This is a genomic window from Nocardiopsis sp. CNZ308, assembly GCF_004217075.1.
Genome location: NZ_SHKJ01000001.1, coordinates 4,963,308 through 4,987,486, shown reverse-complemented (window position 1 = coordinate 4,987,486; position 24,179 = coordinate 4,963,308). Strand labels below are relative to the sequence as shown.

Annotated in this window: 23 protein-coding genes; 11 read left to right on the top strand and 12 right to left on the bottom strand. The window is 74.8% G+C overall.

Going from position 1 to position 24,179, the window contains the following annotated elements; all coding sequences use genetic code 11:
• The first annotated feature begins 13 nt into the window (after positions 1-13).
• On the top strand, positions 14-3,259 hold the full coding sequence (locus EV372_RS21360) for an NACHT N-terminal helical domain 7-containing protein (protein ID WP_130397462.1): 3,246 nt from the start codon (positions 14-16) through the stop codon (positions 3,257-3,259).
• Positions 3,260-3,343: 84 nt separating this feature from the next.
• Here the strand turns inward: EV372_RS21360 and EV372_RS21355 are convergent, their stop codons facing one another.
• Positions 3,344-4,144 carry an SIR2 family NAD-dependent protein deacylase gene (locus EV372_RS21355; protein ID WP_130397461.1) on the bottom strand — a complete coding sequence of 267 codons (801 nt, stop codon included), beginning with the start codon at positions 4,142-4,144 and terminating at the stop codon, positions 3,344-3,346.
• Positions 4,145-4,363: 219 nt separating this feature from the next.
• Here EV372_RS21355 and EV372_RS21350 point away from each other — a divergent pair, with 219 nt between their 5' ends.
• Positions 4,364-5,248 carry a sulfotransferase family protein gene (locus EV372_RS21350; protein ID WP_130397460.1) on the top strand — a complete coding sequence of 295 codons (885 nt, stop codon included), beginning with the start codon at positions 4,364-4,366 and terminating at the stop codon, positions 5,246-5,248.
• 59 nt (positions 5,249-5,307) lie between these two features.
• Here EV372_RS21350 and EV372_RS21345 read toward each other — a convergent pair whose 3' ends face one another.
• On the bottom strand, positions 5,308-5,901 hold the full coding sequence (locus EV372_RS21345; RefSeq protein WP_130397459.1) for a TetR/AcrR family transcriptional regulator: 594 nt from the start codon (positions 5,899-5,901) through the stop codon (positions 5,308-5,310).
• Positions 5,902-5,983: 82 nt separating this feature from the next.
• Here EV372_RS21345 and EV372_RS21340 point away from each other — a divergent pair, with 82 nt between their 5' ends.
• The gene (locus EV372_RS21340; protein ID WP_130397458.1) at positions 5,984-7,045 is read left to right on the top strand and encodes a DMT family transporter; all 1,062 of its coding nucleotides are present in this window, start codon (positions 5,984-5,986) and stop codon (positions 7,043-7,045) included.
• Here the strand turns inward: EV372_RS21340 and EV372_RS21335 are convergent.
• The gene (locus tag EV372_RS21335) at positions 6,993-7,523 is read right to left on the bottom strand and encodes a RidA family protein (protein ID WP_130397457.1); all 531 of its coding nucleotides are present in this window, start codon (positions 7,521-7,523) and stop codon (positions 6,993-6,995) included. The two genes, EV372_RS21340 and EV372_RS21335, sit on opposite strands and share 53 nt — an antisense overlap.
• A gap of 88 nt (positions 7,524-7,611) precedes the next feature.
• Between EV372_RS21335 and EV372_RS29150 the strand changes: the two genes are divergently transcribed.
• Positions 7,612-7,773: a hypothetical protein gene (locus tag EV372_RS29150; protein WP_165436017.1), complete on the top strand. Its 162-nt coding sequence runs from the start codon at positions 7,612-7,614 to the stop codon at positions 7,771-7,773.
• Between the two features lie 37 nt (positions 7,774-7,810).
• Here the strand turns inward: EV372_RS29150 and EV372_RS21330 are convergent, their stop codons facing one another.
• Complete coding sequence (locus EV372_RS21330; protein WP_130397456.1) at positions 7,811-8,647, bottom strand: aldo/keto reductase; 837 nt, start codon at positions 8,645-8,647, stop codon at positions 7,811-7,813.
• Between the two features lie 395 nt (positions 8,648-9,042).
• On the opposite strand from EV372_RS21330, the gene EV372_RS21325 reads away from it, so the two are divergent.
• Positions 9,043-10,224: a PucR family transcriptional regulator gene (locus tag EV372_RS21325; RefSeq protein ID WP_130397455.1), complete on the top strand. Its 1,182-nt coding sequence runs from the start codon at positions 9,043-9,045 to the stop codon at positions 10,222-10,224.
• Positions 10,225-10,283: 59 nt separating this feature from the next.
• Here EV372_RS21325 and EV372_RS21320 read toward each other — a convergent pair whose 3' ends face one another.
• Positions 10,284-10,715, bottom strand: a complete 432-nt coding sequence (locus EV372_RS21320) for a hypothetical protein (protein ID WP_130397454.1) — start codon at positions 10,713-10,715, stop codon at positions 10,284-10,286.
• A 254-nt stretch (positions 10,716-10,969) separates the two neighbouring features.
• Here EV372_RS21320 and EV372_RS21315 point away from each other — a divergent pair, with 254 nt between their 5' ends.
• Entirely contained in the window at positions 10,970-11,563 is a 594-nt protein-coding gene (locus EV372_RS21315; RefSeq protein WP_130397453.1) for a Dps family protein, read from the top strand.
• 160 nt (positions 11,564-11,723) lie between these two features.
• Positions 11,724-12,806 (top strand): pectinesterase family protein, encoded by a 1,083-nt coding sequence (locus tag EV372_RS21310; RefSeq protein WP_130397452.1) that lies wholly within the window; start codon positions 11,724-11,726, stop codon positions 12,804-12,806.
• Positions 12,807-13,024: 218 nt separating this feature from the next.
• On the opposite strand, the gene EV372_RS21305 is transcribed toward EV372_RS21310, so the two are convergent.
• Positions 13,025-13,975 (bottom strand): MetQ/NlpA family ABC transporter substrate-binding protein, encoded by a 951-nt coding sequence (locus EV372_RS21305; RefSeq protein WP_130397451.1) that lies wholly within the window; start codon positions 13,973-13,975, stop codon positions 13,025-13,027.
• A 246-nt stretch (positions 13,976-14,221) separates the two neighbouring features.
• Here EV372_RS21305 and EV372_RS21300 point away from each other — a divergent pair, with 246 nt between their 5' ends.
• Positions 14,222-14,728, top strand: coding sequence for a winged helix-turn-helix domain-containing protein (locus EV372_RS21300; RefSeq protein WP_253792763.1), 507 nt, complete (start codon positions 14,222-14,224; stop codon positions 14,726-14,728).
• Between the two features lie 51 nt (positions 14,729-14,779).
• Here the strand turns inward: EV372_RS21300 and EV372_RS21295 are convergent, their stop codons facing one another.
• Together EV372_RS21295 and EV372_RS21290 are read right to left on the bottom strand one after the other, a co-directional pair.
• Positions 14,780-15,172 (bottom strand): rhodanese-like domain-containing protein, encoded by a 393-nt coding sequence (locus EV372_RS21295; RefSeq protein WP_130399032.1) that lies wholly within the window; start codon positions 15,170-15,172, stop codon positions 14,780-14,782.
• Between the two features lie 53 nt (positions 15,173-15,225).
• On the bottom strand, positions 15,226-15,762 hold the full coding sequence (locus EV372_RS21290; protein ID WP_130397449.1) for a cysteine dioxygenase: 537 nt from the start codon (positions 15,760-15,762) through the stop codon (positions 15,226-15,228).
• 290 nt (positions 15,763-16,052) lie between these two features.
• On the opposite strand from EV372_RS21290, the gene xylB reads away from it, so the two are divergent.
• Together xylB and EV372_RS21280 are read left to right on the top strand one after the other, a co-directional pair.
• On the top strand, positions 16,053-17,438 hold the full coding sequence (gene xylB, locus EV372_RS21285; protein ID WP_130397448.1) for a xylulokinase: 1,386 nt from the start codon (positions 16,053-16,055) through the stop codon (positions 17,436-17,438).
• 169 nt (positions 17,439-17,607) lie between these two features.
• The gene (locus EV372_RS21280) at positions 17,608-17,847 is read left to right on the top strand and encodes a hypothetical protein (RefSeq protein ID WP_197044289.1); all 240 of its coding nucleotides are present in this window, start codon (positions 17,608-17,610) and stop codon (positions 17,845-17,847) included.
• 36 nt (positions 17,848-17,883) lie between these two features.
• Here EV372_RS21280 and EV372_RS21275 read toward each other — a convergent pair whose 3' ends face one another.
• A complete protein-coding gene (locus EV372_RS21275) occupies positions 17,884-20,331 on the bottom strand; it encodes a hypothetical protein (RefSeq protein ID WP_130397447.1) in 2,448 nt (815 codons plus the stop codon).
• 205 nt (positions 20,332-20,536) lie between these two features.
• Here EV372_RS21275 and EV372_RS21270 point away from each other — a divergent pair, with 205 nt between their 5' ends.
• Positions 20,537-21,508, top strand: coding sequence for an aldo/keto reductase (locus EV372_RS21270; protein ID WP_130397446.1), 972 nt, complete (start codon positions 20,537-20,539; stop codon positions 21,506-21,508).
• A gap of 236 nt (positions 21,509-21,744) precedes the next feature.
• On the opposite strand, the gene EV372_RS21265 is transcribed toward EV372_RS21270, so the two are convergent.
• The 3 genes from EV372_RS21265 to EV372_RS21255 are packed head-to-tail and all read right to left on the bottom strand — an operon-like array spanning position 21,745 to position 24,171.
• The gene (locus tag EV372_RS21265) at positions 21,745-22,341 is read right to left on the bottom strand and encodes a bifunctional 4-hydroxy-2-oxoglutarate aldolase/2-dehydro-3-deoxy-phosphogluconate aldolase (protein WP_130397445.1); all 597 of its coding nucleotides are present in this window, start codon (positions 22,339-22,341) and stop codon (positions 21,745-21,747) included.
• Positions 22,334-23,314 carry a sugar kinase gene (locus tag EV372_RS21260; protein WP_130397444.1) on the bottom strand — a complete coding sequence of 327 codons (981 nt, stop codon included), beginning with the start codon at positions 23,312-23,314 and terminating at the stop codon, positions 22,334-22,336. The genes EV372_RS21265 and EV372_RS21260 overlap by 8 nt, the downstream gene beginning before the upstream one ends.
• Positions 23,311-24,171 (bottom strand): SMP-30/gluconolactonase/LRE family protein, encoded by an 861-nt coding sequence (locus EV372_RS21255; RefSeq protein ID WP_130399031.1) that lies wholly within the window; start codon positions 24,169-24,171, stop codon positions 23,311-23,313. The genes EV372_RS21260 and EV372_RS21255 overlap by 4 nt, the downstream gene beginning before the upstream one ends.
• Positions 24,172-24,179: the final 8 nt, after the last annotated feature.

The window sequence follows — 24,179 nt, the reverse complement described above, 5'->3', positions numbered from 1 at the left end:
AGAGGCACCCCCGATGGCGAAGCGGCTCACCTACGCGGACGCGCTCAAGATCCTCGGCCACAACGACTCGGAGGTGATGAACCTCGCCGAGAGGCTCACGGACGGCGGGCTGGGGCTGGTGGGGGTGCCCGACCTCTTCGGCCTGCGCGGGTTCCTGGTGAGCAAGGGCCGCCAGGCCATCGAGGGGATCCGGGGCAAGCTCAGCGGTGAGAGCCGCACGTCGCGGACGGAGAAGATCGAGGCGGCCCACAAGGTCCTGGTCCTCATCTCGTTCTTCGAGGCGGTGGAGGAGTGCCTCGACAGGGCCGAGGCGCCCTTCTCCCTGGACGCGCTCAAGCTCTCCGAGGCCGAACCGTTCACGCACTTCGACTCGGCGCTCCAGGACCTGGGGGAGCTCCCCGCCCCCGCCGACGTGCACACCGAGAACGCGGGCCCCTACGAGATCTGGCAGGTCTTCCACCTCCTCACGGGCAGCTTCAGCGACATCCTGGTGCGCCATCCCGAGGCTGTCGAACACGGTGTGGACCACGACCACCCCCTCATGGCACGGCTGACCGACGAGGTCCCCGAGGACGCCGCCCGGCGGCTCACCGAGTACCTCCGCCAGCTCGCCGCCGAGGTCCCCGAGTTCGGCATGTGGGTGCACCTCTACGAGCACGACCGCACCCGCCAGGTCCTCGCCCAGGGGTTCGGGGAGCTGAGCGAACTGCTGGAGCTGGCGGGCTCCGGCCGACCGGTGGACCAGCGCAGGCGGGAACTCGCCGCCTCCTACCGGGCGGTGCTGCGCCAGCCCGTGCTGCGCTCGGAAGAAGCCTCCTCGGGGCTGGTCCTGCCCGCCCTGGAGGACGCCTACGTCCCCCCGTGCGGCCGTGTGCTGAGGGCCGACGCCCAGGGCTCCCCCTCCACGGAACAGGCGTGGCAGGAGGCCGTGCTCGTGGACGACCTCCGGCGCTTCTTCGCCCTGCACCTGGTGCATTCGAGCTCCGTCGAGACCCCCACTGTCGTCCTGGGCCACCCGGGCGCGGGCAAGTCCAAGTTCACCGAGATGCTCGCGGCCCACCTGCCCGCCGCCGACTTCCTCCCGATCCGGGTGGAGCTGCGCTCGGTCCAGCCGAACGCGCCCATCCACGCGCAGATCGAGGAAGGACTCGCCGAGACGCTCCACACCCGCGTGTCCTGGCGCGAACTCGCCGAGTCGGCGGACGGCGCGCTGCCCGTCGTCATCCTGGACGGCTTCGACGAACTCCTCCAGGCGACCGGTGTGGACCGCTCCGACTACCTGGAGCGGGTGGAGGAGTTCCAGCACAAGCAGGAGGCCCTGGGGCAGCCCGTGGCGGTCATCGTCACCAGCCGCACGGTCGTGGCGGACCGGACGCGCTTCCCGGCGGGCACCACCGTGGTCCGGCTGGAACCCTTCACCGAGGCCCAGATCGCACAGATGGTCCGGGTGTGGAACGGGGCGAACGCGCGGGTCCTGGCCTCCCGGGGCCTGGACCCGCTGACCGCCGACTCCCTCCTGCCCTACCGGGAACTGGCCGAGCAGCCCCTGCTGCTGCTCATGCTGCTCATCTACGACGCCGGGGACAACGGTCTGCGGCGCGCCTCGCACGCCCTGTCCCACGGGGAGCTGTACGAACGGCTGCTGACGATGTTCGCCAGGCGCGAGGTGGACAAGCACCACTCAGGCCTCGGCAGGAACAACTTCGACGAAGCGGTCGAGGAGGAGCTGCGCCGTCTGGAGATCGCCGCGCTGGCGATGTTCACCCGGCGCAAGCAGAGTGTGAGCGCCGACGAGCTGGACCGCGACCTCGCGGTCCTCATGCCCGACGCGGCGGTGCGCGCGGCCGACGCCGACCTGCACGGACAGATCGACCCCGCCCACCAGGTGCTGGGCAGGTTCTTCTTCGTCCACGAGTCCCGGGCCAGGCGCGGCGAGGGCAGCGCGAGCGTGTTCGAGTTCCTGCACGCCACCTTCGGCGAGTACCTGGTGGCCAGGGCGGTGGTCGTCGCCCTGGACGAGCTGGACGCCTCACGCGCGCGTTCCCCACGGCGCCGGGGCCGCAGCACCCGCCCCGACGACGGCGAGCTGTACGCCCTGTCCTCCTTCGCCAGCTACGCGGGCCGGGAGAAGGTCGTGGACTTCCTCGCCGAACTCCTGGAGCGCCGGTTCGCCGAGGAGCCCGAGGCCCGCGAGGACTACGCGCGGCTGCTCGTGGAGCTGTTCCAGGAGGCGCCCTTCCCCGCCTCCAACCGCTCCTACACCGCCTACGAGCCCACGCGGCTGCCGCTGACCCGCCGCGAGGCCAACTACACCAGCAACCTCATGATCCTGCTGTGCCTTGTGCGCGAGGCCCCTGTCGACATCCGCGAGCTGTTCCCCGACTCCCCCAACACCCTCCAGGACTGGCAGCACACGGCCGCGCTGTGGCGGACCCTGCCGGGAACGGAGTGGTTCAGCATCGTGGCGTCCCTGCGCGTGCGCCACCTGGACGGGTGGGAACCGGACGGGGGCGTCACCGTCGTGGACCTGGACGACTCCTCACCGGTCAACGTCGGGGAGAGCATGGGCTTCGAGCTGCGCATGAACACGGACGCCCGTCCGTCCGTGCTCGATCCCTACGAGATCACCGTGCCGCACAACACGACCACGTCCCGCCTGCTGCGATCGACGGCGATGCGGGTCAACGGCACGTCCGCGCGCTTCCTGCTCGGGCTGCTGCCCTACCTGCGTCACGTCTCGGATGACCTGGCGACCTGGTACTCGCAGACCACGACCGCGCTGGACGCGGACACGGAGTCCGGGACGCAGACGGAAACGACCTGGTTCGAGCTGCACGAGGTACTGCGGCTGCGTCTGCTCCCCGCCACCGAGAACCCCGGGGAGCGGCTGGAGGCCTACAAGCGGTTGCTCGTCCCCAGCCGAACCCTGGGGCGTCTGGAACACCTGGTGCTCAGGCAGGCCGCGGAAGACCTCGGTATGTCCGCACCCGGGGATGTGCTCGCCGAGAACCTGCGGAGCCTGGTGCGGTACTACCTCGCCGGGGTGACCGAGGTGGTGGCCGGACCCCACCTCAGCCTTCCGGTGATCGCACCGACGCTTCGCAGCTTGGAGGGCTTCGCCGACCGGGAGGTCCTCGCGCGCGTCCGGGACCTGGCGCGGGGGAACGCCCACCCCGAACCCCGGACGCAGGCCGCCGACACCGTCCCCGAGTTCCGCCGCACACCTTCCCCGACGGGCCAGTACACCAGCGGCGGCTGAGCGCGCCGCCCCGGCGACCGCGCCGGTGCTCCGCCCGAAGGTCCGCCGGAACCCGGCGCGGCCGAAGCGGCCCTCACCGCGTCCCTACCCGGCCGCGCGCACCCGTTCCACCAGGGCGGGGAGCGCCGTGCCGATGGGGTCGCGGACCACGGCGCCGGCGAAGTCGTCGTAGGGCGTGGGTTCGGCGTTGACGACCACCAGGCTGGCCCGCGCCATCATGGCCACGTCGCACAGCCCCGCCACCGGGTGGACCGTCAGCGACGTGCCCACGGCCAGGAACACGTCGCACTCGCGGGCCGCCCGGCTGGCCGCGTCCACGACGTCCGCGTCGAGCCGCTGCCCGAAGGAGATGGTGTCGGACTTCTGGATGCCGCCGCACTCCGGGCAGCGGGGGTCGGACTCCTCGTCCAGGCGCGCCAGCACCGTCTCGCTCGGCGTGCGCAGGCCGCACGCCATGCACACCACCCGCAGCATGGTGCCGTGCACCTCGATGACCGCGTCCTCGGACGTCCCGCCCCGCTGGTGCAGGCCGTCGATGTTCTGGGTGATCAGGGCCCGGAGCCGTCCGGTGGCCTCCAGGTCGGCCAGGGCGCGGTGTGCGGCGTTGGGGCTGGCCCGCCACACCGGGTGGGTGCGGCGCTGGGCCCACACCCGGCGGCGCACGTCCGCGTCGCCCATGTAGATGTCGATGTCGGAGAAGGCCTGCGCGTCCGGGTCGGTGGTCCACACCCCGTGCGGTCCGCGGAAGTCGGGGATGCCGGAGTCGGTGGACACGCCCGCCCCGGTGAGGACCGTGACGCGTTCGGCGGACTCCAGGAGTTCGGCGGCCCGTTCGAACTCCGCCGGGTCGGAGAAGGGCGCTGATTCGGTGGTCGTCGAGGCCATACCCCCCATTCTTACGCGGACGGGGCACCGTTCGCCCCACCGCGCCCGCCGCCGCGCACGGCGCGCCCCGCGAGGCTCCGGCGCACCGCCGCGGCCCGGGGCGGTGCGCGGCGCGGGTCCGGCCCGGGGCGTAACCTCGGGGGCACAGGAAGGGCACGGAGGCCACATCCCCTGCCGATGCACACGAGGTGGGCAAAGGGTGCGAAAATCGACACCGTCATGAAGCAGCCGTCCTACATCCTCGTGGTCAACGGGACCAAGGTCGAGCGCCCGGTGTTCGTCCTGGGCGCTCCCCACTCGGGAGTCGCCGAGGTCGCCCGTGCCCTGTCGCGCGTGCCCGGCCTGTACCTGGGCGCGGGCTCGTCGGGCGTGCTCAACGCCGTCTACGCCGTGGCCAGACGCCCCTCCCTCGCGCTGGAGAAGGTCGCCGGAACGGCGAGCCTGCTGCGCGAGGCCTACGCCGAGGCCTGGCAGCTCACGCCCCTGACCTGCCCGCGCTGTCCGGGGCCGTGGGCGCGCGTACCCGCCAACGCCGCCGCCGAGCCGTGCGAGCACAGCGGGGAGGTGCGCCGCTACGGCGACGCCAGCCCCGACCTGCTGTTCTGCGCCACCGCCCTGCACGCGGCCTTCCCCGACGCCCTGTTCGTCCAGGTCATCCGGGACGGCCGCGACGTCATCGCGGACATGATGGAGGACGAGCGCTCGCTGGCCTGGCTCAAACCGAGCTTCATGAAGCTCGACCACGAGTTCCCCAACCACTTCTTCGGCCTGGAGGAGGAGTCGGACCTGTCCGCGTTCACGGCGGGCTCCACCGCCGCCAAGTGCGCGATGCGCTGGCGCGGGGCGATCCGCATGTCGGCCCTGCTGCGCCGCTCCATCGGCGCCGAGCAGCTGATGACCCTGCGCTACGAGGACGTGCACGGCGGCGAGGTGGAGGCGGCCGAGCGGCTGCGGGAGTTCACCGGGGCGCGGGTGTCGGCCTCGGAGCTGCTGACCGCCGAGTCCTGGGGCGTGGGGTCGTGGCGCGAGCGCCTGACCCGCGACCAGTACGGCGACGTGCGTCAGGTGGCGGGCACGGAGCTGTCCCGGCTCGGCTACACCTGAGCCCCGGCCGTCACACCGGCGGCCTTCCCGCCGGTCCGTGAACGGGTTCCCCGACGCCCTCAGTCCGCGCCGTGCACGGTCATCAGGGCGTCCGCCGCGGCGCGGGCGGTGCGCGCGGCGTCGATGACCCCGGTGACGTTGCGGGCCACCACGGCGCCCTCGTGCAACATGGCCAGCGCGTCGCCGAGCGCCCCGGGGTCCCCGGCGCCCGACCGCTCGGCGAGGCCGGTGTAGAGGCCGCGCAGCCACCGCTTCTGCTCCTCGGCGACGGCCCGGCCGGGGTGCTCGGGGTCGGAGAGCTCGGCGTAGGCGTTGACCATGGCGCAGCCGCGCGGGTTCTCCTCGCCCATCCAGTCGTCCAGGGCGTCGAAGGTGGCGGCCACCAGCTCCCTCGGGGTCCGGGCCCGCTCCAGGTAGCCGTCCAGGTACGCGCGCCAGCGGGCGTCGCGGGCGCGCAGGTAGTGGACGACGAGCTGCTGCTTGGAGCCGAAGCGGTCGTAGATGGTCTTCTTGGTGACCCCCGCCCGCTCGGCGACCAGCTCCATGCCCACGGTGTTGATCCCGCGGGTGTAGAACAGCTCGGTCGCCACGTCCAGGACGCGGCGCGCGGCCGGGGTCAGCGGTGTCGTCGCGGTACCGGGCACGGTGTCCACTCCCTCCCTCGCGCCCCGCCGTCGGGGACGCCTCGTTCGGACTACATTGTGAGTATACCGACCGGTGTGTTTACCTGCCCGCATGGAACACACCGAGACACGTCCCCGCCGCTCCGTACCGCCCCTCCTGCTCGCCGCCGGACTGGTGGTGATGTGGAGCTCCGGCTTCGTCGGAGCGGATCTGGGCACCCGGTACGCGCCCGCGACCACGCTGCTGGCCTGGCGTTTCCTGGTCGTGGCCGCACTGCTGGCGGGGTGGTGGCTGTGGCGGGGTCCGCGGATGTCCCGGCGGGACCTGGCGGCGCACGCCGTGCTGGGCCTGCTGGCCCAGTCCGGGTACCTGTACGGGGTGTTCGCCGCCGCGCAGGCGGGTGTGGCCGCCGGGACGAGTGCGCTGGTGGCCGCCCTCCAGCCCCTGGTGGCGACCGCCCTGGCCGTCCCGCTGCTGGGCGAGCGGGTGCGGCCGCGCCAGCTGGCGGGCCTCGCGCTGGGGCTGGGCGGGGTCGGCCTGGTGGTGGGCGCGGACCTGTTCCGGCCGGGCGCGGCGCCGTGGTGGGGCTACCTGCTGCCGTTCGGGGCGATGCTGTCCCTGGTGGCCGCGACCCTGCTGGAGCGCCGTGCGCGGCCCGGGGGCTCGGTGGTGCAGGCCCTGGCGGTGCAGTGCGCGGTGAGCGCGGTGCTGTTCACGGGGCTGGCCGCGGCCACCGGAACGCTGGCGCCGCCCGCCGACCCCGGGTTCTGGGCGGCGGTGGTGTGGGTGGTGGTGCTGTCCACCCTGGGCGGCTACGGCCTGTACTGGGCCGTCCTGGCCCGCTCGGGCGTGGCCCGGGTGTCGGCCCTGCTGTACCTGACCCCGCCCACCACGCTGGTGTGGTCGTGGCTGATGTTCGGCGACCCGGTGGGGCCGGTCGCCCTGGCGGGGATGGCGGTGTGCGCGGTGGCCGTGGTGCTGGTGAGCACCGGGGGAACTGTGAGCCGCGCCGCCCGGACGGACGCGACGGCCGCCGACGCCCCTGGCCGGGCACCGCAGCGGCGGGCGGAGGCCGCTGCCGCTGTCCCCGCCCGGGCGCCGGAACGCGGAACCGGGGAGGCTACGGACGCTCCCGGGCCGGAAGCGGACCGACCCCGTCCGAGGAGACGGTGACCTCGGGCCGTCCGGCCTCCTCGACCGGTCTCCACACCTGTTCCGCGCGCAGGGGTCCGCTCTCGGCCGCGTCGGGGACCACGGCCGTGCACGCCACCTCCACCACGGCGTCGGGGTCCAGGAGGTCCACCACCCCCAGGACCGTCGTCGGCGGGTGGAAGCGGCCCATGTGGCGCCGGTAGACCGCGCCGACGCTCTGGCCGTGGGCCCGGTAGGCCGCCATGGACGTGGTGAAGACGCGCATGTCCACCACGTGGGCGGGCTCGGCTCCCGCCGCGCGCAGCGCCTCGACCGCGTTGGCGAGCGCGCGGTCGAACTGCTCCGCCAGGCCCTCCCCGACGATCCTGCCGTCGGGGCGGTGCGCGCGCTGCCCCCCGACGTGGACCACCCGGCCGGGGCTGACCACGAGCGCGTGGGAGGAGCCCGTCGGCTCGGCGAGGGTGAGCGGGTTGACGATCTCGTGCGGTGTCCGGCCCATCGGCGGCCCCTCCTGCCCGTGTCGCGCCCGCCGCCCGTCACGGACGGGCCCTTTGGGGACCCGCCGCACGTGGGGCTACGATGAGCGCATGTCGATCACTGTGCTGCTGTCCGCCCTCGCCCTCGTCGCCGTGCTGGGGGTCTTCGCCGCCATCTTCGTCGGCGGCGCCGTCTACGTCGGCCGCATGCGCCGCAACGGCACCGAGGCCGTCCTGGCCGGGGCCCGCAAGCACCGGGAGCTGCGCGACTAGGAGGCCTCTCCAGGGCCCCGACGGGCGGCGGGGAGGTTCAGGCGCCGTCGAAGTCGTCGGGGTCGGGGCCGAACCTGCTGTCGGTGTTGAGCCCGCTGATGCGGTCCATCTCCGCGCGGGAGAGCTCGAAGTCGAAGACCTGGAAGTTGGAGCGGATGCGCTCGGGGGTCACCGACTTGGGGATCACCACGTTGCCGAGCTGGATGTGCCAGCGCAGCAGCACCTGCGCGGGCGTGCGCCCGTGCGCCTCGGCGACCTCGACGACGGTCGGGTGGCCGAGCAGCTTGCCCTGTCCCAGGGGGCTCCACGCCTCGGTGACGATGCCGTGCTTGGCGTCGAAGGAGCGCATGTCCGCCTGGGTGAGCAGCGGGTGCAGCTCGATCTGGTTGACCATGGGCGTGATGCCGCCCTCCTCCATGACCCGCTCCAGGTGCGGGCGCTGGAAGTTGGACACGCCGATGGCGCGGACGCGGCCCTCGGCGTAGAGGCGCTCCAGCGCCTTCCAGGTCGGCACGTACAGGTTCCGGCGGGGCATGGGCCAGTGCACGAGGTACAGGTCGACGGTGTCCAGGTTCAGGCGCCCCAGGCTGGCCTCGAAGGCGCGCAGGGTGGCGTCGTAGCCCTGGTCGGGATTGGCCAGCTTGGTCGTCACGAACAGCTCGCCGCGATCCAGGCCCGAGCGGCGCAGCGCCTCGCCCACCCCCTCCTCGTTGCCGTAGGCGGCCGCGGTGTCGATGCTGCGGTAGCCCGCCTCCAACGCGGTGGAGACGGCCGCCACGACCTCCTCCTGGGACACCTGCCACACGCCGAAGCCCAGCTGCGGAATGCGCAGGCCATTACCCAGAGTGAGTTCTGGAACGGTCGTCTGCTGCATCTGTCTCATCCCCCGTCGGCGCCGAACGGTCTGCCTTGCTCTTCCAACATGCGGTCTTCCCCCTACCGCAGTCGCATACTGCCACGTCCGGGCGGGTCGCGGTCCCAGATGCGCCGTAGCTGTGCGGGCTTTTTACCGTTCACGCCCGGTGACAGCCGACGTGTGGGGACATCCCGGACACCGGGGTCTCCGCGCGGGCGGAGGGAGCCGCCGGCGGGAGCGGCGCGAGGTTCCCCCGGTCGCGTCCTCCGCCCCGGCGGCACTCCCCCGGGTCACCGTGTTCTCTCTTCTCTCCCCCTTACCCCGGTGTGGGGTCGGTCCTGCCCGCACGCTCCTCCCCCTCTGCGCCCGAGGGGGTGCCGATAGGCTTCCCTCGCCGTTCTGGAGGTGGGGCGATGGGACACGAACAGCGTGCCCGGGTCGGCGCCGAGCTGGCGCGGGAGCGGGCCGGGCTGGTCGAGCGCATCGTCGCCGAGGTGCACGCCGAGGTCCCGGCCTACCGCGCGCTGCACGGGTCCCAGCTCACCGAGGTCCGGGCGATCACCGGGTGGCTGATGGGCCGCTCGCTGGAGCTGTGGGCGGCCGGGGCGACGCGGCTGCCGCCGGAGGACGTGGAGCGGCTGCGCGGCATCGGCCGGTCCCGGGCGGCCGACGGGCGTTCGATCGGCGCGGTGGTGCGCGCGCACCGGGTGGGCTCGGCGGCGGCCGTGCGCCTGGTCGCCGAACTCGCTTCCGACCGGCTCGACGCCGCCGACGTGTTCGCCCTGGGCGAACTGTGGCTGACCTCGATCGACCAGATCTCCGAGAGCCTGTCCGCGGGCCACGCCGAGGCCGCGCGCCGCCTGGACGCGGACCTGGAGCGGGCCCGCCGGGCCTTCCTGGACGACCTGCTGATCGGACGGCAGGCCTCGCGCGGGGCCATCCGCGACCGGGCGCGGACCCTGGGCATCGCCCCGCCCGATCCGGCGGTGCTGGTGGTGGCCGAGGCCGACGGCGGTCCCGGCGACGGGGCTCCGCGGTCGGCCGCGCTCGCCGCCGGGATGGAGCTGCTGGGCCTGGTGGAACCGGCGGGCGCCGACCCGCTGGTGACCACGCGCTCGGGACGGGTGGTGCTGCTGGTCCGCCCCGACGACGCCGACCGGGTGGCCGCCGTGCTCGGCGCACGCCCCTGGCGCGGGTGCGTGCTGGAGCCGCGCGCGCTGACGGACATGTCGGCCGCCTACCGGCTGGCCGACGGCGCCCTGGAGACCGCGCCCGCGCACGCCTTCGACTCCCGGGGGCTGCTCGGGACCTCCGACGCGTGCGTGCTGGCGCTGCTCAACGGCGGCCCGGTCACCCCGGCCGCGGTCCGCCGCGCCGTGCTGGGGCCGCTGCTGGCCGAGGGCAACGCCCACCTGCTGGAGACGTTGCGGGCCTACCTGCGCGAGGGCGCGGCGACCACGGCCGCGCGGGCGCTGCACGTGCACGCCCAGACGCTGCGCTACCGGCTGCGCCGGGTGCGGGAGCTGACCGGGCACGACCCGCACCGGCCCTGGCAGCGGTTCGTGCTGGAGACCGCCTGCGCGATCGCGCCCTGACCGGTTGTTCCGGCGCGGACAGGCCCCGACCCGCTCGTGCGTACGGGCCGGGGACGGGTTCAGGACTCCGCGGACGGACCGGTCCGCTCCGGTGCCGCCTGGAGTACCTGGTCGCGGTACTCCCGGAAGGACTCCCATCCGTCGCCGCCCTCCTGGCTCAGGAAGTCGCCGCTGGAGCAGTCGAGGGCGCGGCAGCCGAGCACCCGGGCCATACGGAGGATGGAGGGCACGGCGTCACCCCCGCGGACGTGGAGCATCACGGTCCTCACCGGATCCTCCGTGCCGATGTTGAGCTCCATGCTCCACCCCTGCTCCTCGTCCCGGAGGTGGCCCCAGGCCGGATCGGACAGGTCCGCCTCGGGGAAGGCCTCGCGCAGCGTCGCCAGGAGCCGCGGCAGCGGAGCGATGGACTCGGCCCCGAGGTCCTCGGGGAGGTCGTCGACGGACTCCGCGTCCGCGGGCGCCGACGTCAGCAGTACGTCCCAGCTCATGGGACTCCTCTCTCACGGGGATGCTCCGGCAGGACACTAGCGCCCGCCTGCGACGGTCCCGGTGCGCCGCGGCCCGGCGCGCGCGGGCCCGGGCCCGAGGAACCGCTCCGACCAGCGAAAGCACACGAAACTTACCCTCGGTTGGCGCGGGGTTAGACCCCCGGAAGCGGTGGGTAGCCGAGACTGGCAGGCGGAGCGCGGCCACCGTGCGCGCTCCCCGCGACACGAGTCACACCGACTGGAGGGGGACCAGAGTGACGACCGCAGAGCGCAAGACCGGAGCGCCCAAGCCCAGGAGCAGCCAGCCGTGGCTGCACCAGAGCGGCGAGGAGATCCAGGAGTTCGGGACGGTCCGCCAGTTCCCGGTCGGGCTGTCCTACGACACCCGGATGTACTCGTGCCAGCGGCTGAACCAGGTGCTGTGCGACACGCGCATCCTGCACGACCTGTACAAGAAGCACCACTGGCTCATGCGCGGGCACACCTTCTACCAGCTGCACCTGCTGATGGACAAGCACGCCGGCGAGCAGACCTCGCTGATCGACGACCTGGCCGAGCGCGTGCAGACCCTCGGCGGGGTGGCGGTCGGCGACCCCCGGCACGTCGCGGAGATCACCAGCATCCCGCGCCCGCCCGACGGCGCCGAGGAGGTGCCCGCGATGCTCTCCCGCCTGCTGGAGGCGCACGAGACCATCCTGGAGGACTGCCACGACGCCGCCGCGCGCACGCAGGAGCTGGGGGACGACGGCACCAACGACCTGCTGGTGTCGGACGTGATCCGCACCAACGAGCTCCAGGCCTGGTTCGTGGCCGAGCACCTGGTGGACACCCCGCTGGTGCGCACCTAGACCCGAACGCACGTGACGAGGGGCCCGGCGGTCGCGCCGGGCCCCTCGACGCGCTCGGGGGTTGACGGGGCGCGGCCGCGTCGGGGACAGTTCTGCAATCGGTTGCAGTACCGGCACCGTCCTTGGCGAAAGCGCTCACCCCAGGAGAGGGGCCCTGCCCATGGTCCGCCGCAGCTCCCCCGCCGCCCCCGGCGCAGCGCCCCCGGGCGCGGGCGCCCGGTCCACCCCCGGAGCGGAGGGCCGGGTGATCACCGTGGCCGCCGACGGTTCCGGCGACCACACCGGGGTCCAGGCCGCGGTCGACGCCGTGCCCGCGGGCGGCGCCGAACGCGTCACCATCCGCGTCGGGGCGGGCGTCTACCGCGAGCCGGTGGTGGTTCCCGCGGACAAACCCGGGATCACCCTGCTCGGCGCGACCGGCGACCCCCGAGACGTGGTCCTCACCTACGACCGTGCGGCGGGCACCCCCGGGCCCGGCGGGGGCGTCCACGGCACGGCCGGCAGCGCCAGCGTCCTCATCTGCGGGGACGGCACGCACGCCCGCGACCTGACCTTCGCGAACTCCTGGCTGCGCGAGGAGCACCCCGGCGTCACCGGGACCCAGGCGGTCGCGCTGCGCGCCACCGGGGACCGGCTGGTCTTCGACAACGTGCGCTTCCTGGGCCACCAGGACACGCTGTACGCGGACTCTCCGGACGCGGACACCCCCGCGCGGCAGTACTACCGCGGCTGCTACGTGGAGGGCGACGTGGACTTCGTCTTCGGCCGGGCCACGGCCGTGTTCGACGGGTGCGCGTTCCACTCCCTGGACCGGGGCAGCGGCACCGACAACGGCTACGTGACCGCGCCGAGCACCCGGCCCGGCCGCGAGTTCGGCTTCCTGATCACCCGAGGCCGCTTCACCGGTGACGCCCCCGCCGGGACCGTCTACCTGGGCCGCCCGTGGGTGCCCAGCTCGCACCCGGACGCCGAGCCGCGGGTGCTGGTGCGCGACTCCTGGATGGACCGCCACTTCCGCGGGGAGGGCTGGGTCGCGATGGCCTCCGGCCACGACTGGCGGCGGTTCCGGATGCTGGAGTACCGCAACTCCGGTCCCGGCGCGCTGGTCACCGCGGACCGACCACAGATGGACCCGGCCGAGGCCGCCCGGCACACCGCCGAGGCCTACCTGGCCGGGGACGACGGGTGGAACCCGGTGCGGGAGCGCACGGAGCCCTCGGAGTCCGGCACGCGGGAACGCTGATCCGGTCCGCGGTGCGGGCGCGTCCGGGTGCGGGCTCCGCCTGACGGGCGCGTCGCGCGCCAGGAGGACTCCGGGCTCGTTCCCGCCGCGCGGCCCACCCGGCCCCCGGACACGGCGGAGGGCGGTGGAGCAGATCGCTCCACCGCCCTCGCGAACGGACGGGGTTGTGCGGGCGGCGGTCCCCTGTCGGGCGCCGACCCGTACCTGTGGACCCCCGGCTACTCCTGGTCGGCCTCGGGGCTCTCGGTGGCGTCGTCGGCGCTGGCCTCGGGGCTCTCGTCGGCGTCGGCGTTGGCGTCGGCGTCGGCAGCGGTCTCGACGATGTCGCCCTCGGCGTCCACGGCCAGGACCACGCCCTGCCAGGACTCCTGGATGAACTCCAGGACCCGCTCGTCGTGCAGCAGCTCCGCGAGCAGCTGGACGCGCTCGTCCTCGGCGTTCTCGGCCAGGGTCACCAGGCCGTTGGCGTAGGACTCGACGTAGTCGTCGCCCTCGGGCTCCCAGGCCAGGACGTTGGACTGCTCGGGCAGGTCGGTCTCGATGGCGTAGTTGCCGTTGACCACCGCGGCGTCCACGTCGGAGATCGAGCGGGGCAGCTGCGCGGCCTCCAGCGGGGTCACCGTGATGTCGCGCGGGTTGTCGACGATGTCCTTCTCGGTGGCGGACTCCCCGGCCTCGGGGTCGACGGTCACCAGGCCCTCGGCCTCCAGGATGCCCAGGGCGCGGGCGAGGTTGGCCGGGTCGTTGGGGACCGCGATCTCGGCGCCGTCGGGCAGGTCGTCGATGCTCTCGACGCTCTCGGAGTACAGGCCGAGCCGCTCGATGTGGACGTCGGTCAGGTAGGTGAGCTCGGCGTCGGGCCCGTTGGCCGTCCACTCGTTGAGGAAGGCGCGGTGCTGGAAGTAGTTGGCGTCCAGCTCTCCCTCGACCAGGGCGGTGTTGGGGACGTTGTAGTCGGAGATCTCCTCGATCTCCAGGTTCAGCCCGGCCTCCTCGGCGAGGTTCTCCTCGATGAAGGCGAGGATGTCGCCGTGCGGCACCGGGCTGACGCCCACCCGCAGCACGTCCCCCTCGCCGCCGGACCCGGCGGCCTGCTCGCTGGGCGCGCCGCAGGCGGCGAGCGCCAGGGTGAGGGCGGCTGCTCCGAGTACGGCTGGAGTCGTGCGCATGGTGCGCTCCTTCGTGATCGTGGATGGAGGATCGCGGGGGCGGGCCCCGCGGCGGCCGGTACGGGTGCCGGCGAGGGTGCGGCTCCGCGGACCCTGTGGGGTACCGAGGAGCTGATCAGAGCTTAATCCACCGAATTGGTAGGAATTATCACTTCTGGGGCTCCAGGCACGTGGTATCGGCCACACGGATCAGATTACCTACTAAACAGGTAGAAATTATAGGGTCGTGCGCGCATCATGGGGAGCATGCCCAGCGCACACAGCCCTCTCGGCGCACCACCCGCCCCCGCACCGCCCCGGAACCCGCCGCCCCCGGCCGGTGGACCCGGCTCCGAGCACTCGCTCCTCGGCGTGCTGCCGCTGCCCGGCGGCGACAGGTACATGCTGGTCTACGGCGTCGTCGTGGACGAGCCGCGCACACCCGACCGGCCGCCGCCCCGTGTTCGCGCCGGGCTGCTCGTGGACCGCGGCGCCCGCCGGGTCTGGTCCGGCGGCCGGGAGGTCGAGCTGACCTACCAGGAGTACGAGCTGCTGGACTGCCTGACCGCCTCACCCGGACGCGCCGTCCCCCGCGAGGAGCTGTTGGAGCGGGTGTGGGGCGCGCGGAAGGGACGGAGCTCGCGCACGATCGACGTACACGTCCACCGGCTGCGCCGCAAGCTCGGCCCCGCCGGGGGCCTCATCACCACCGTGCGCAGGGTCGGCTACGTCTACGAGGGGCCTTTGGCACCGGTGTCCTCCGCCGGGGCCTGAGACGCCCGGGCGCGGCCCCGGGAGCGGGGCCGCGCGGAGGGGTCCGGGGTGTCAGCCGCCGAGCGCGGGCCCGGTGACGGGCAGCCCCCGGGCCCGCCAGGAGCGGTAGCCGCCGACCATGTCGGTGGCCCGGGTCAGGCCCAGCTCCTGGAGCTGGACGGCGGCCAGGCTGGAGGCGTAGCCCTCGTTGCAGAACAGCACGACGAGCCGGTCGGCGGAGTCGGCCTCGGGGATCCGGTCCGGGCTGGTGGGGTCGAGCCGCCACTCCAGCACGTTGCGGTCGATCACCAGCGCGCCGGGGATCTCCCCCTCGGTCTCGCGGTTGACGGCGGGGCGGGTGTCGACCAGCAGGGCGCCCGCCCGCTGGGCCGCCAGCGCCTCGGCGGGCGAGAGCCGGTCCAGGCGGGCGCGGCCGCTCTCCAGGAGCCGTTCGACGGCGCTCACCGGCGGCCCTCCCTGGCGGGCGCGGCCGCTCTCCAGGAGCCGTTCGACGGCGCTCACCGGCGGCCCTCCCTGGCGGGCACGTCCTCCAGGACGGGGGCGTCCGGTTCGGGGTCGGTGGTCAGGACGCTCCGGGTGCGGCGCAGCGCCCCGTCGCCGCCGACCTCGTAGTAGTGCATGGCGGTCAGCGGCGGCGAGTAGGCGTGCACGCTCACGGCGGGCGAGTCGGAGGCGTTGACGACGTCGTGCACGTGGCCGAGCGGGAAGCGGCCTCCCCCGCCGTCGGGCAGGGCGCGCTCGCGCAGCCCGGCGTCCCAGTACCGCTCGACCAGGTCCCCGGCGACGACCGTGAGCGCGCCGAGCGAACCGGCGTGGTCGTGCAGGCGGGTGGACTGGTCGGGGGTCCAGGAGATCAGCCAGACGTCGGTGTGGTCGTCGGCGCGCAGCCGGACCGACCAGCGGTTCCGTGCGTCGAAGCGGACCTCGTGGAGCCCCTCGCGGACCTCCCGGGCGACCTCGGCGGTCAGCTCGGACAGGCGGTCCAGGGTGAGCGGGGTGGGCGCCGCGGCGGGCGCTGCTGCGGTGTCGGTCATGGCGTGGTCCTTCGGAAGGTCGTGAGCGGTCCTCGTCGGTCACACGGGCCGCTGACACCGCTCGTCGAAGACGGCCGCCCGCGGGTGCGGTGGTGGTGCGCTGACTGCCATGACCGCAGTTAACCACATTCCCTATCGGTTTAGTCGCCTAAGGGCCGCGTGCCGTGGAGCACCGAGACGGAAAACGGTCACAACGGGACAACGGACAGTGACAACGCTTTCCAGCACCCGCCCCCATCCTCTAGGTTGTGGGGGTTGCCACCCCACCCTGCCCTCACGGAGCGAGAACCATGCCCCTGGTCGCCGGAATCGACAGCTCGACCCAGTCCTGCAAGGTCGTGGTCTGCGACGCCGACAGCGGCGCGGTGGTGCGCGAGGCCCGCGCCCCGCATCCCGACGGGACCGAGGTCCACCCCGACGCCTGGTGGTCGGCCCTGGAACAGGCCTCCTCCGGCCTGCTCGACGACGTGGCCGCCGTCTCCGTCGCCGGACAGCAGCACGGCATGGTCGCCGTGGACGAGGTCGGCGCGGTGGTCCGCCCGGCGCTGCTGTGGAACGACACCCGTTCGGCGGGGACGGCCCTGGACCTGATCGAGGAGCTGGGCGGCCCCGCCGAGTGGGCCAAGGCCGTGGACAACGTGCCCAACGCCAGCCTGACCGTGAGCAAGCTGCGCTGGCTGGCCCGGCACGAGCCGGAGCACGCCGACCGCACGACCGCGGTGATGCTCCCCCACGACTGGCTCACCTGGCGGCTGACCGGAGCCGGGTCGGAGCCCACCACGGACCGCGGCGACGCCTCCGGCACCGGTTACTGGTCGGCGACCGACAACGCCTACCGCCCCGACCTGCTGGCGCGGGCCTTCGGACGCGAGATCCGGGTGCCGCGCGTGGCCGAACCGGCCGAGGCCGTGGGGCGCACGCCCTCGGGCGCGCTGGTGGCCCCGGGTACCGGGGACAACATGGGCAGCGCCCTGGGCCTGGGACTGCGTCCGGGGGACGCGGTGGTCTCCCTGGGCACCAGCGGCACCGTGTTCGCCGTGAGCGAGGGCCCCACGCAGGACCCCGGCGGCATCATCTGCGGGTACGCCGACGCGACGGGCCGGTACCTGCCGCTGGTGTGCACCCTCAACGCGGCCCGGGTGCTCGGCGCCACCGCCGCGATGCTGGGCGTGGACCTGGCGGGCCTGGACGAGCTGGCGCTGGCCGCCGGGCCGGGCGCCGAGGGCGTCGTGCTGCTGCCCTACCTGGACGGCGAGCGCACGCCGGTACTGCCCGACGCCGCGGGGTCGCTGCACGGGCTGCGCCGGTCCAACATGCGCCCGGAGAACATCGCCCGCGCCGCGGTGGAGGGCATGCTGTGCGGGCTGGCCGACGGGCTGTCCGCGATGACCGACACCGGGATCCCGGTCAGCCGGGTGCTGCTCGTGGGCGGGGCGGCCCGGTCGGCCGCCGTGCGCGCGGTCGCGCCGACCGTCCTGGGCGCGCGGGTGGTCGTGCCGAGGCCCGCCGAGTACGTGGCCGTGGGCGCCGCCCGGCAGGCGGCCTGGACGCTGGCGGGGACCGCCGAGGCGCCGACCTGGGACCCGGGCGAGCCGGAGGCCACCGCCGAGCCCGTGGACGCGCCGCACGTGCGCGAGCGCTACGCCGAGGCGCGCCGCTCCGCCCACGGCCTCTAGGCGCCGCGTCCGCTTCCGGAGGGGGATCGCCGGGGTCGCGCGCATCGGCCCGGCGAACGGGCGACGGGCAACAGGAGCGGACGGCGAACCCCGGGGCGGCGGGAGCGGGCCGCGGTAGGCGCGGGCCCGCCGCCGTCGCTCCGGCGCACTGACCGGAACCGTTGACGGTGTGACGCACGGGGGTTCCCCACCGGTGCCCCGCCGCCGGTGCCGCCGTGGCCCGGCAGGGCTCTCCCCCGAGGAGGAGGCCCGGGACCTGGACCCGGCGGTGTTCGCCTCGGCGTTCTGGCGGCTGCGGCGCGACCCCCGTGTCCGGGCCGCCGGGACCGGTCCCGCCGAAGGCCTCGTGTTCACCGTGCTGGTGGGCGACCGCGCCGTCCGGGTCCAGGTGGCGCGGGAGTCCCCCTGAGGCACACCGGCTGCGGTGCCCGGTTCGGGACGGCCCTCACCTCCCCTGCCCCGCCTCCAGGCGGGCGCGCACCCGCTGGGCCTGCCGCCGGTCCTCGGCCGCCTCGTACCCGGCCAGGGCCTCCTCCAGCGCGGCGTGCGCGGCGGAGGCGTCCACCGGTTCCAGGGCCTCGGCCCGCCTGAGGTGCATGTCGCCGACCCTGCGGTGGTCACCGAGGCGACCGTGCAGTTCGGCGGCCCGCGCCCACCGGTCGAGGGCCTCGTCCCGGCGGCCGCGCCGCAGCAGCAGGTCGCCCAGGGTCGCGCCGAGCCGCGCCCGGTTCTGGAGGTCGTCCGCCGGGTCCCCGGCGGCCAGGTCCAGCGCCCGGACCAGCAGCTCCTCGGCCTCCGCGTCCCTGCCCTGTTCCAGCCGCACCCCGCCGAGCTTGCGCAGCGCGTTGCGGACCGCGCGCGGGTCGCCCGCGACCCCGGCGACCTCCAGCGCCTCCGAGAAGCGGTCGGCCGCCTCCTCGGTCCCGCCGCCGCGCAGCGCGGCGTCGCCGACCGCCTCCAGCGCGGTGAGCAGCACCAGCGGCTGCGGCGGCGCGACGGCGCGGGCCAGGTCCAGGGCCCGTTCGGCGTCCTCGCGGGCCCGCGCGAGGCTGTCGTCGCGCCGGTAGGCGATGGAGCGCTGCACACACAGCCGCGAGAGCCGGGCCGGGGACAGGCGGTGGGTGCCCAGGGTCTGGTTGAGGAGTTCGGTGTGGGTGTCGACCACGTCGGCGAAGCGGCCGGAGGTGAACCACAGGGCCCACAGGTGCTCGCACAGTTCGGCGGCGCGCTCGTACTCGCCGCGCACGGCCGCCTCGATGACGGTGGCGCGCAGGGCAGCGCGGTCGGTGTCCAGGAAGGCGCGGGCGGCCTCCCGGTCAGCGAAGGCGTACGCGGTGGCGGCGCCCGCCGGGAAGGCCGAGCGGCCGTCGAGGTCGGCCTGGAGCCAGCGGCCGGGCAGCAGCAGCCTGTGGGCCGCCGCGGCCCGCTCGAAGTAGTGGGTGAGCACCTCCCGGAGGATCCGGTCCCGGTCGAGCGCCCGCGCGGCGCAGGTCTGCCGGGCGCGCGCGGACAGGAACCGGTGGCGGCGCCCGGAGCCCTCCCCGGACACGGTCAGAACCTCCTCCTCGACCAGTGCGGCCAGCGCCTCCCGCACCGCGTCGGCGTCGGCGCCACTCCCGCCCGCCGCCTCGGACCCCCGCCCCCACTCCGCCGGAGGTCCGAGGCGGGCCAGCCGCAGGGCCAGCGCCTCCCCGAAGTCGGTGTCGGGGTGGCAGGCCAGCGCGACGGCCAGAGCCCCGGGAGGCACCTCAGCCGAGGGCCCCCGGTCGGAGGTTGTGCCACCGGAGGTTCCATCACCGGGGGGCCTCGGGTCAGCGGTCCTCTCGTCGGACCGCCGCCCGGGAGGGGACGCGTACTCCCGCGCGTACTCCCGGCCGACCGGCCGGGGCCGGTCACGCTCCTCCCCGGGGCCGCACGGCCCCCGACCGGGGACGGTCTGCGGCCCCCTGCCGGGGGTCGCGCCGGTGGACGGCCCTTCGTGGGCGCTCCTCCCACCGGGCGGGATCCCGGAGGGGCCCGCCTCCCCGACCGCCTCCCGGTACACGGCCTCCAGCGCCTCCGGTACGCCCATCCGGCGGAGGGCCCGGGAGAGCCTGCGCCCGTAGCGCAGCAGCAGTTCGGGGCGTCCTCCGGCGAGCCGGACCAGCGCGGCCACCGCCGCCCGCTCGTCCTCGCGGCCGGGGGCCAGGCGCGCCTTGGCGCACAGCAGCTCGGCGGAGTGCTCCTCGTCCAGCGCGTCGAGTTCGACCAGTTCGTCGTGGACGTGGGGCAGGGCTTCGCCGAGGTCGAGGTCGTGCGCGGTGGCGACCAGGGTCAGGCTCCCCGGGCTGGTGGCGACGAAGGGCAGGACCTCGTTCACCGAAACGGGGCCGTCGACCATGACGGCGACCGCGCCGCGCCGGTCGAACTCGCCGCGCAGCCGCTGGCGCCGCCGGTCCTGGGCGGCCGGGATGTCCTCCTCGGGGACCTCGGCCCGGCGCAGGATCTCGCTGACGGACTCCATGACCCCGTCGCGCTCGACGTCGGCGAAGAAGTAGCCGCCGGGAAAGCGGTGGGGGTCCTCGGCGTAGGAGTCGTGCAGGGTCTTGAGCCCGAACGCGCTGGCCCCGCCGCCCCGGTGCGACGCCTGGACGACCAGCACCCGGGCATGGGCGCCGCCGTCGGCGATGAAGGCGCGGGCCCGGGCCAGCTGGCGGACGCGGTTGACGAACAGCGGCGGGGCGGGCACCGCGTAGCGCGGCGGGGTTTCGGCCCCGCTCCCTTCCCGGGCCCCGCCCTGGAGGACGGTGAACGAGAAGTCCCTGCCCTGGAGCAGCGCCCCGTGGCCGGAGACGCCCCCCGCGGTGCTGCGGGTGCCCGCGGACCGTTCGTCGTCACGCCTGTCGTCGCTCAAGGGTCACCTCACGGCCGCGTCGCTGCTGGGGCACGGGAAGCCTACCCAGCGGCCCGCGGACGACCCGGCCGCGTGGCCGGAAGGTGACCGCTTCCGGCCACGGCCGCCCGGTGTGACACCCCGAGAAGGGAGGAAACACCGGTTTCCCGGCACGTGCTGGCCTAGCCTGTCGGCGCATCCACCATTCGACGAAAGCGGGGCGAACATGAACCACGTACGGCTTCGCCAACTGGGAGGGTCATCCCTGCGCGTGTCCCCCCTGTGCCTGGGCGGGAACGTCTTCGGCTGGACCGCGGACGAGCACGCCTCCTTCCAGATCCTGGACGCCTACACCGCGGCGGGCGGGAACTTCCTCGACACCGCCGACTCCTACTCCGCGTGGGTCGGGGGCCACCGGGGCGGCGAGTCCGAGACGGTCATCGGCCGCTGGCTCGCCTCGCGCGGACGCCCCGCCGACATGGTGATCGCCACGAAGGTCAGCGAGCACCCCGACTTTCGCGGCCTGTCCGCGTCCAACGTCAAGGCCGCCGCGAAGGCCTCGCTCGAACGGCTGGGCGTGGAGACCATCGACCTGTACTACGCGCACTTCGACGACGCCGAGACCCCGCTGGCCGAGAGCGCCGAGGCCTTCTCCGAGCTGGTGGACGAGGGCGTGGTGCGCCACGTGGGGCTGTCCAACCACAAGCCCGGCCGCATCCGGGCGTGGCTGGAGGTGTGCGAGGAGCGGGGGCTGCACGCCCCGGTGTGCGTGCAGCCCCTGTACAACCTGGTGGAACGCGGGATCGAGGCCGACCTGGTGCCGCTGGCGCGCGAACGCGGTCTGGCGCTGCTGCCCTACTTCGGCCTGGCCCGCGGCTTCCTCACCGGCAAGTACCGGCCGGGTTCGGGCGACGTGGACAGCCCGCGCGCCGGGAAGGCCCGCGCCTACCTGGACGAACCGCGCGGTCGGCGGGTGCTGGAGGCCCTGGACACGGTCGCCGAGCGGTACGGGGCCTCCCAGGCGGCCGTGGCGCTGGCGTGGCTGGCGGACCGGCCGTCCGTGGCGTCGGTGCTGGCCAGCGCCCGCGACACCGGCCAGCTGGCCGACCTCCTGCCCGCCAACCACCTGCGGTTGGACGAGGAGTCGGCGGCCCTGTTGACCAGGGCCAGCGACCCGGAGCCGCCCGAGGACGCCTGAGGCCCCGGGCTGCGCAAGCCCCGGGCGCCGGGCCGGGGTTTCAGACTCCCCGGGCCGCGGAGGCCCCGCGTGAGCCCCGGGGGCTGGGCGCCCGGGCCCCGGGGTCCCTGCGCGGGTGCCGAGGGCCGTACGCCCGGGGCCCCGGAGTCCCCAGAGGTCCTAAAGGCCCAGGGTTTCCCGGGCCCCGGAGGCGCCCCGGTCCCAGGCCTCCCTGGGCCCCGGGGCGCCGGGCGCGTTCAGACGAGTTCGGCCAGCAGGGGGATCTGCTCGGGGTCGGCCAGGGCCGAGCCGACCGCCACCATCCGCGCCCCCGCGTCGAGGTACTCGCGCGCGTTGCGGGCGTCCATGCCGCCGGTGGCCACGATCCGCAGCTCGGGGAAGGGCCCGCGCACGGCGCGGAACCAGGCCGTGCCGAGCGACGTGGCGGGGAAGGCCTTCACCCAGCGGCCGCCCGCCCTGAGCACGCCCTGGATGTCGCTGGGGGTGGCCACACCGGGCAGGTGGGGCATCCCCGCCGCCTCCGAGGCGGCCATGACCTCCGGGTCGAAGCCCGGCGCGACGGTGAAGGCGGCACCGGCGCCGGCCACGTCGCGCACCTGCTCGGGGGTGATCACCGTGCCCGCGCCCACGGGGTGGCCGCGTTCGGCCCCGGCCCTGACGGTCGCGCGCAGCGCCTCCAGTCCCAGGGCGTCGCGGGCGGGCACCTCGACCGCGGTGACGCCCAGGTCCCACGCGCGCTCGGCCAGTTCGACCGTGGTGTCCACGGGCATGCCCCGCAGGATCGCCAGTACGCGGTGCCCCCCGAACAGTCCGTCCAGTCCCTGGTCACTCATGTCCTTCTCCTCTCACCGCGGCCACGGCCGCCGAAGCCTGGTCGGTCCACCGGTCGTCGGGGACCGCGAGCAGTTCGTCCACTAGCCCCGCCGGGGGCGGGTCGGCCAGGTCGCCCACCACGCGCAGGACGCGCCCGGCGCACAGGTGCCCCAGGCGCAGGCGGCCCCGCGCGTCGAGGCCGCGCAGCCCTCCCGCCAGGTACCCGGCGGCGAAGGCGTCCCCGGCTCCCACCGGATCGACCACCTCCACCTCCGGAGCGGGCACGTACTCCTCGTCCTCGCCGTGGAACTCGGTGGCGCCGTGCTCGGCGTCCTTGACCACGAGGCGGTCCACGCCGGGCAGGAGCGCGCGGACGTCGCGGGCGGTGGGGGTGCCCCACAGCTCCTCGGCCTCGTCCCTGCCGACGAGGACGACGTCGGCGAGCCGGGCCAGCTCCAGCAGGCGGGGGGCCGCCTGCCCCTCCCTCCACAGGCGGGGCCGGTGGTTGACGTCGAAGCTCACCGTCAGGGCGGGGTCGGCCAGCAGGCGCTCGGCCAGGGCGTCGCAGCCGGGCGAGAGCGCCGGGGTGACGCCCGACAGGTGCACCGCCCCCGCCGTCCGGACGAGGGGGTGCTCGGCCAGTTCGGGGCCCAGGGCCGAGGCGGCCGACCCCGCGCGGTAGTAGTGGACCGCGCTGCCCGAGGGCGAGGGGTCCTTGACCAGCAGGCCGGTGGGCCGGTCGGGGTCGGTCCGCACGCCGGACACGTCCACGCCGCGTTCACGCAGGCTCCGGGTGACCACCCGCCCGAAGGGGTCGTCCCCCACTCCGCTGAGCCAGGCGGCCCGGTGCCCGAGGGCGGCCAGGGCGCACGCGACGTTGGACTCCGCGCCCGCGGTGCCCATGGACAGGAGCGGGGCGCCGTCCAGGGGGACCGGTTCGGCCGCGGTGAGCAGCAGCATGGTCTCGCCGACACAGGTGACCTGGGGCGTCACGGGTTTCCTCCGAAGGGCTGGGCCGCGGGGGCGGACACGTCCACGGGAACCGAGAAGAGGGCGCCGTCGCCGGGCCCGGGGCGGTCGAGGCCGGTCGAGGCCGAGGTGACGAACAGCCGGGGGTCGGGGGCGTCGACGACGCACACGCTGGTGGGCTGGGCGGCGGGCAGGTCCACCACGCGCTCCAGGGTTCCGTCGGGGTCGTAGCGGTGCACCCTCCCCGCGCCCCAGACCGCGACCCACAGGTGCCCCTCGGCGTCGACCTGCATCCCGTCGGGGCTGCCGTCCCCGACCCGGGCGAAGACGGTCCGCTCCCCGGGGATGCCGTCGGGGGAGATCTCGTAGGCGTCGATGCGGCCCTCGGCGCTGTCGGCGAGGTACATGCGGGCGCCGTCGGCGGTGAAGGCGGGGCCGTTGGGGACGGTGTAGCCCTCCAGGACCCGGGTGACCCGGCCGTCGGGGTCGGCGCGGTAGAGCGAACCGGCCCCGGGGGTGCCGTCGTAGGCCATCGACCCGGCCCAGAACCTCCCGTCCGGGTCGCAGCAGCCGTCGTTCATCCGCATCGGCGTGGCCGCGCCGTCCTCGGGCCTGGCCAGCCACTCCGGCGCTCCGCCCCCGGCCAGCAGCGCCACGCCCGTGCCCGCCGCCGCGACGAACCTCCCCGGTTCACCCCGGACGGGGGCGACCGCGCCCAGGGGGACGTCCAGGGCGGCGACCACCTCGGCCGGTCCCGGCGTGCGGGGGTCGAGCCTCAGGAGGCGGCCGGTGAGGATGTCCACCATGAGCAGGTCCCGGCCGTGCCGGCGCAGCCCCTCCCCCAGTTCGAAGCGGTCGGTGCTCCACGGTTCGCACAGCATGCGCGTCA

What these genes read in the sequence shown, in the direction of transcription:
- EV372_RS21360 (WP_130397462.1), top strand. Translation starts at nt 14, where the DNA reads ATGGCGAAGCGGCTCACCTACGCGGACGCGCTCAAGATCCTCGGCCAC.
- EV372_RS21355 (WP_130397461.1), bottom strand. Translation starts at nt 4,144, where the DNA reads ATGGCCTCGACGACCACCGAATCAGCGCCCTTCTCCGACCCGGCGGAG.
- EV372_RS21350 (WP_130397460.1), top strand. Translation starts at nt 4,364, where the DNA reads ATGAAGCAGCCGTCCTACATCCTCGTGGTCAACGGGACCAAGGTCGAG.
- EV372_RS21340 (WP_130397458.1), top strand. Translation starts at nt 5,984, where the DNA reads ATGGAACACACCGAGACACGTCCCCGCCGCTCCGTACCGCCCCTCCTG.
- EV372_RS21335 (WP_130397457.1), bottom strand. Translation starts at nt 7,523, where the DNA reads ATGGGCCGGACACCGCACGAGATCGTCAACCCGCTCACCCTCGCCGAG.
- EV372_RS29150 (WP_165436017.1), top strand. Translation starts at nt 7,612, where the DNA reads ATGTCGATCACTGTGCTGCTGTCCGCCCTCGCCCTCGTCGCCGTGCTG.
- EV372_RS21330 (WP_130397456.1), bottom strand. Translation starts at nt 8,647, where the DNA reads ATGCAGCAGACGACCGTTCCAGAACTCACTCTGGGTAATGGCCTGCGC.
- EV372_RS21325 (WP_130397455.1), top strand. Translation starts at nt 9,043, where the DNA reads ATGGGACACGAACAGCGTGCCCGGGTCGGCGCCGAGCTGGCGCGGGAG.
- EV372_RS21320 (WP_130397454.1), bottom strand. Translation starts at nt 10,715, where the DNA reads ATGAGCTGGGACGTACTGCTGACGTCGGCGCCCGCGGACGCGGAGTCC.
- EV372_RS21310 (WP_130397452.1), top strand. Translation starts at nt 11,724, where the DNA reads ATGGTCCGCCGCAGCTCCCCCGCCGCCCCCGGCGCAGCGCCCCCGGGC.
- EV372_RS21305 (WP_130397451.1), bottom strand. Translation starts at nt 13,975, where the DNA reads ATGCGCACGACTCCAGCCGTACTCGGAGCAGCCGCCCTCACCCTGGCG.
- EV372_RS21300 (WP_253792763.1), top strand. Translation starts at nt 14,222, where the DNA reads ATGCCCAGCGCACACAGCCCTCTCGGCGCACCACCCGCCCCCGCACCG.
- EV372_RS21290 (WP_130397449.1), bottom strand. Translation starts at nt 15,762, where the DNA reads ATGACCGACACCGCAGCAGCGCCCGCCGCGGCGCCCACCCCGCTCACC.
- xylB (WP_130397448.1), top strand. Translation starts at nt 16,053, where the DNA reads ATGCCCCTGGTCGCCGGAATCGACAGCTCGACCCAGTCCTGCAAGGTC.
- EV372_RS21270 (WP_130397446.1), top strand. Translation starts at nt 20,537, where the DNA reads ATGAACCACGTACGGCTTCGCCAACTGGGAGGGTCATCCCTGCGCGTG.
- EV372_RS21265 (WP_130397445.1), bottom strand. Translation starts at nt 22,341, where the DNA reads ATGAGTGACCAGGGACTGGACGGACTGTTCGGGGGGCACCGCGTACTG.
- EV372_RS21255 (WP_130399031.1), bottom strand. Translation starts at nt 24,171, where the DNA reads ATGCTGTGCGAACCGTGGAGCACCGACCGCTTCGAACTGGGGGAGGGG.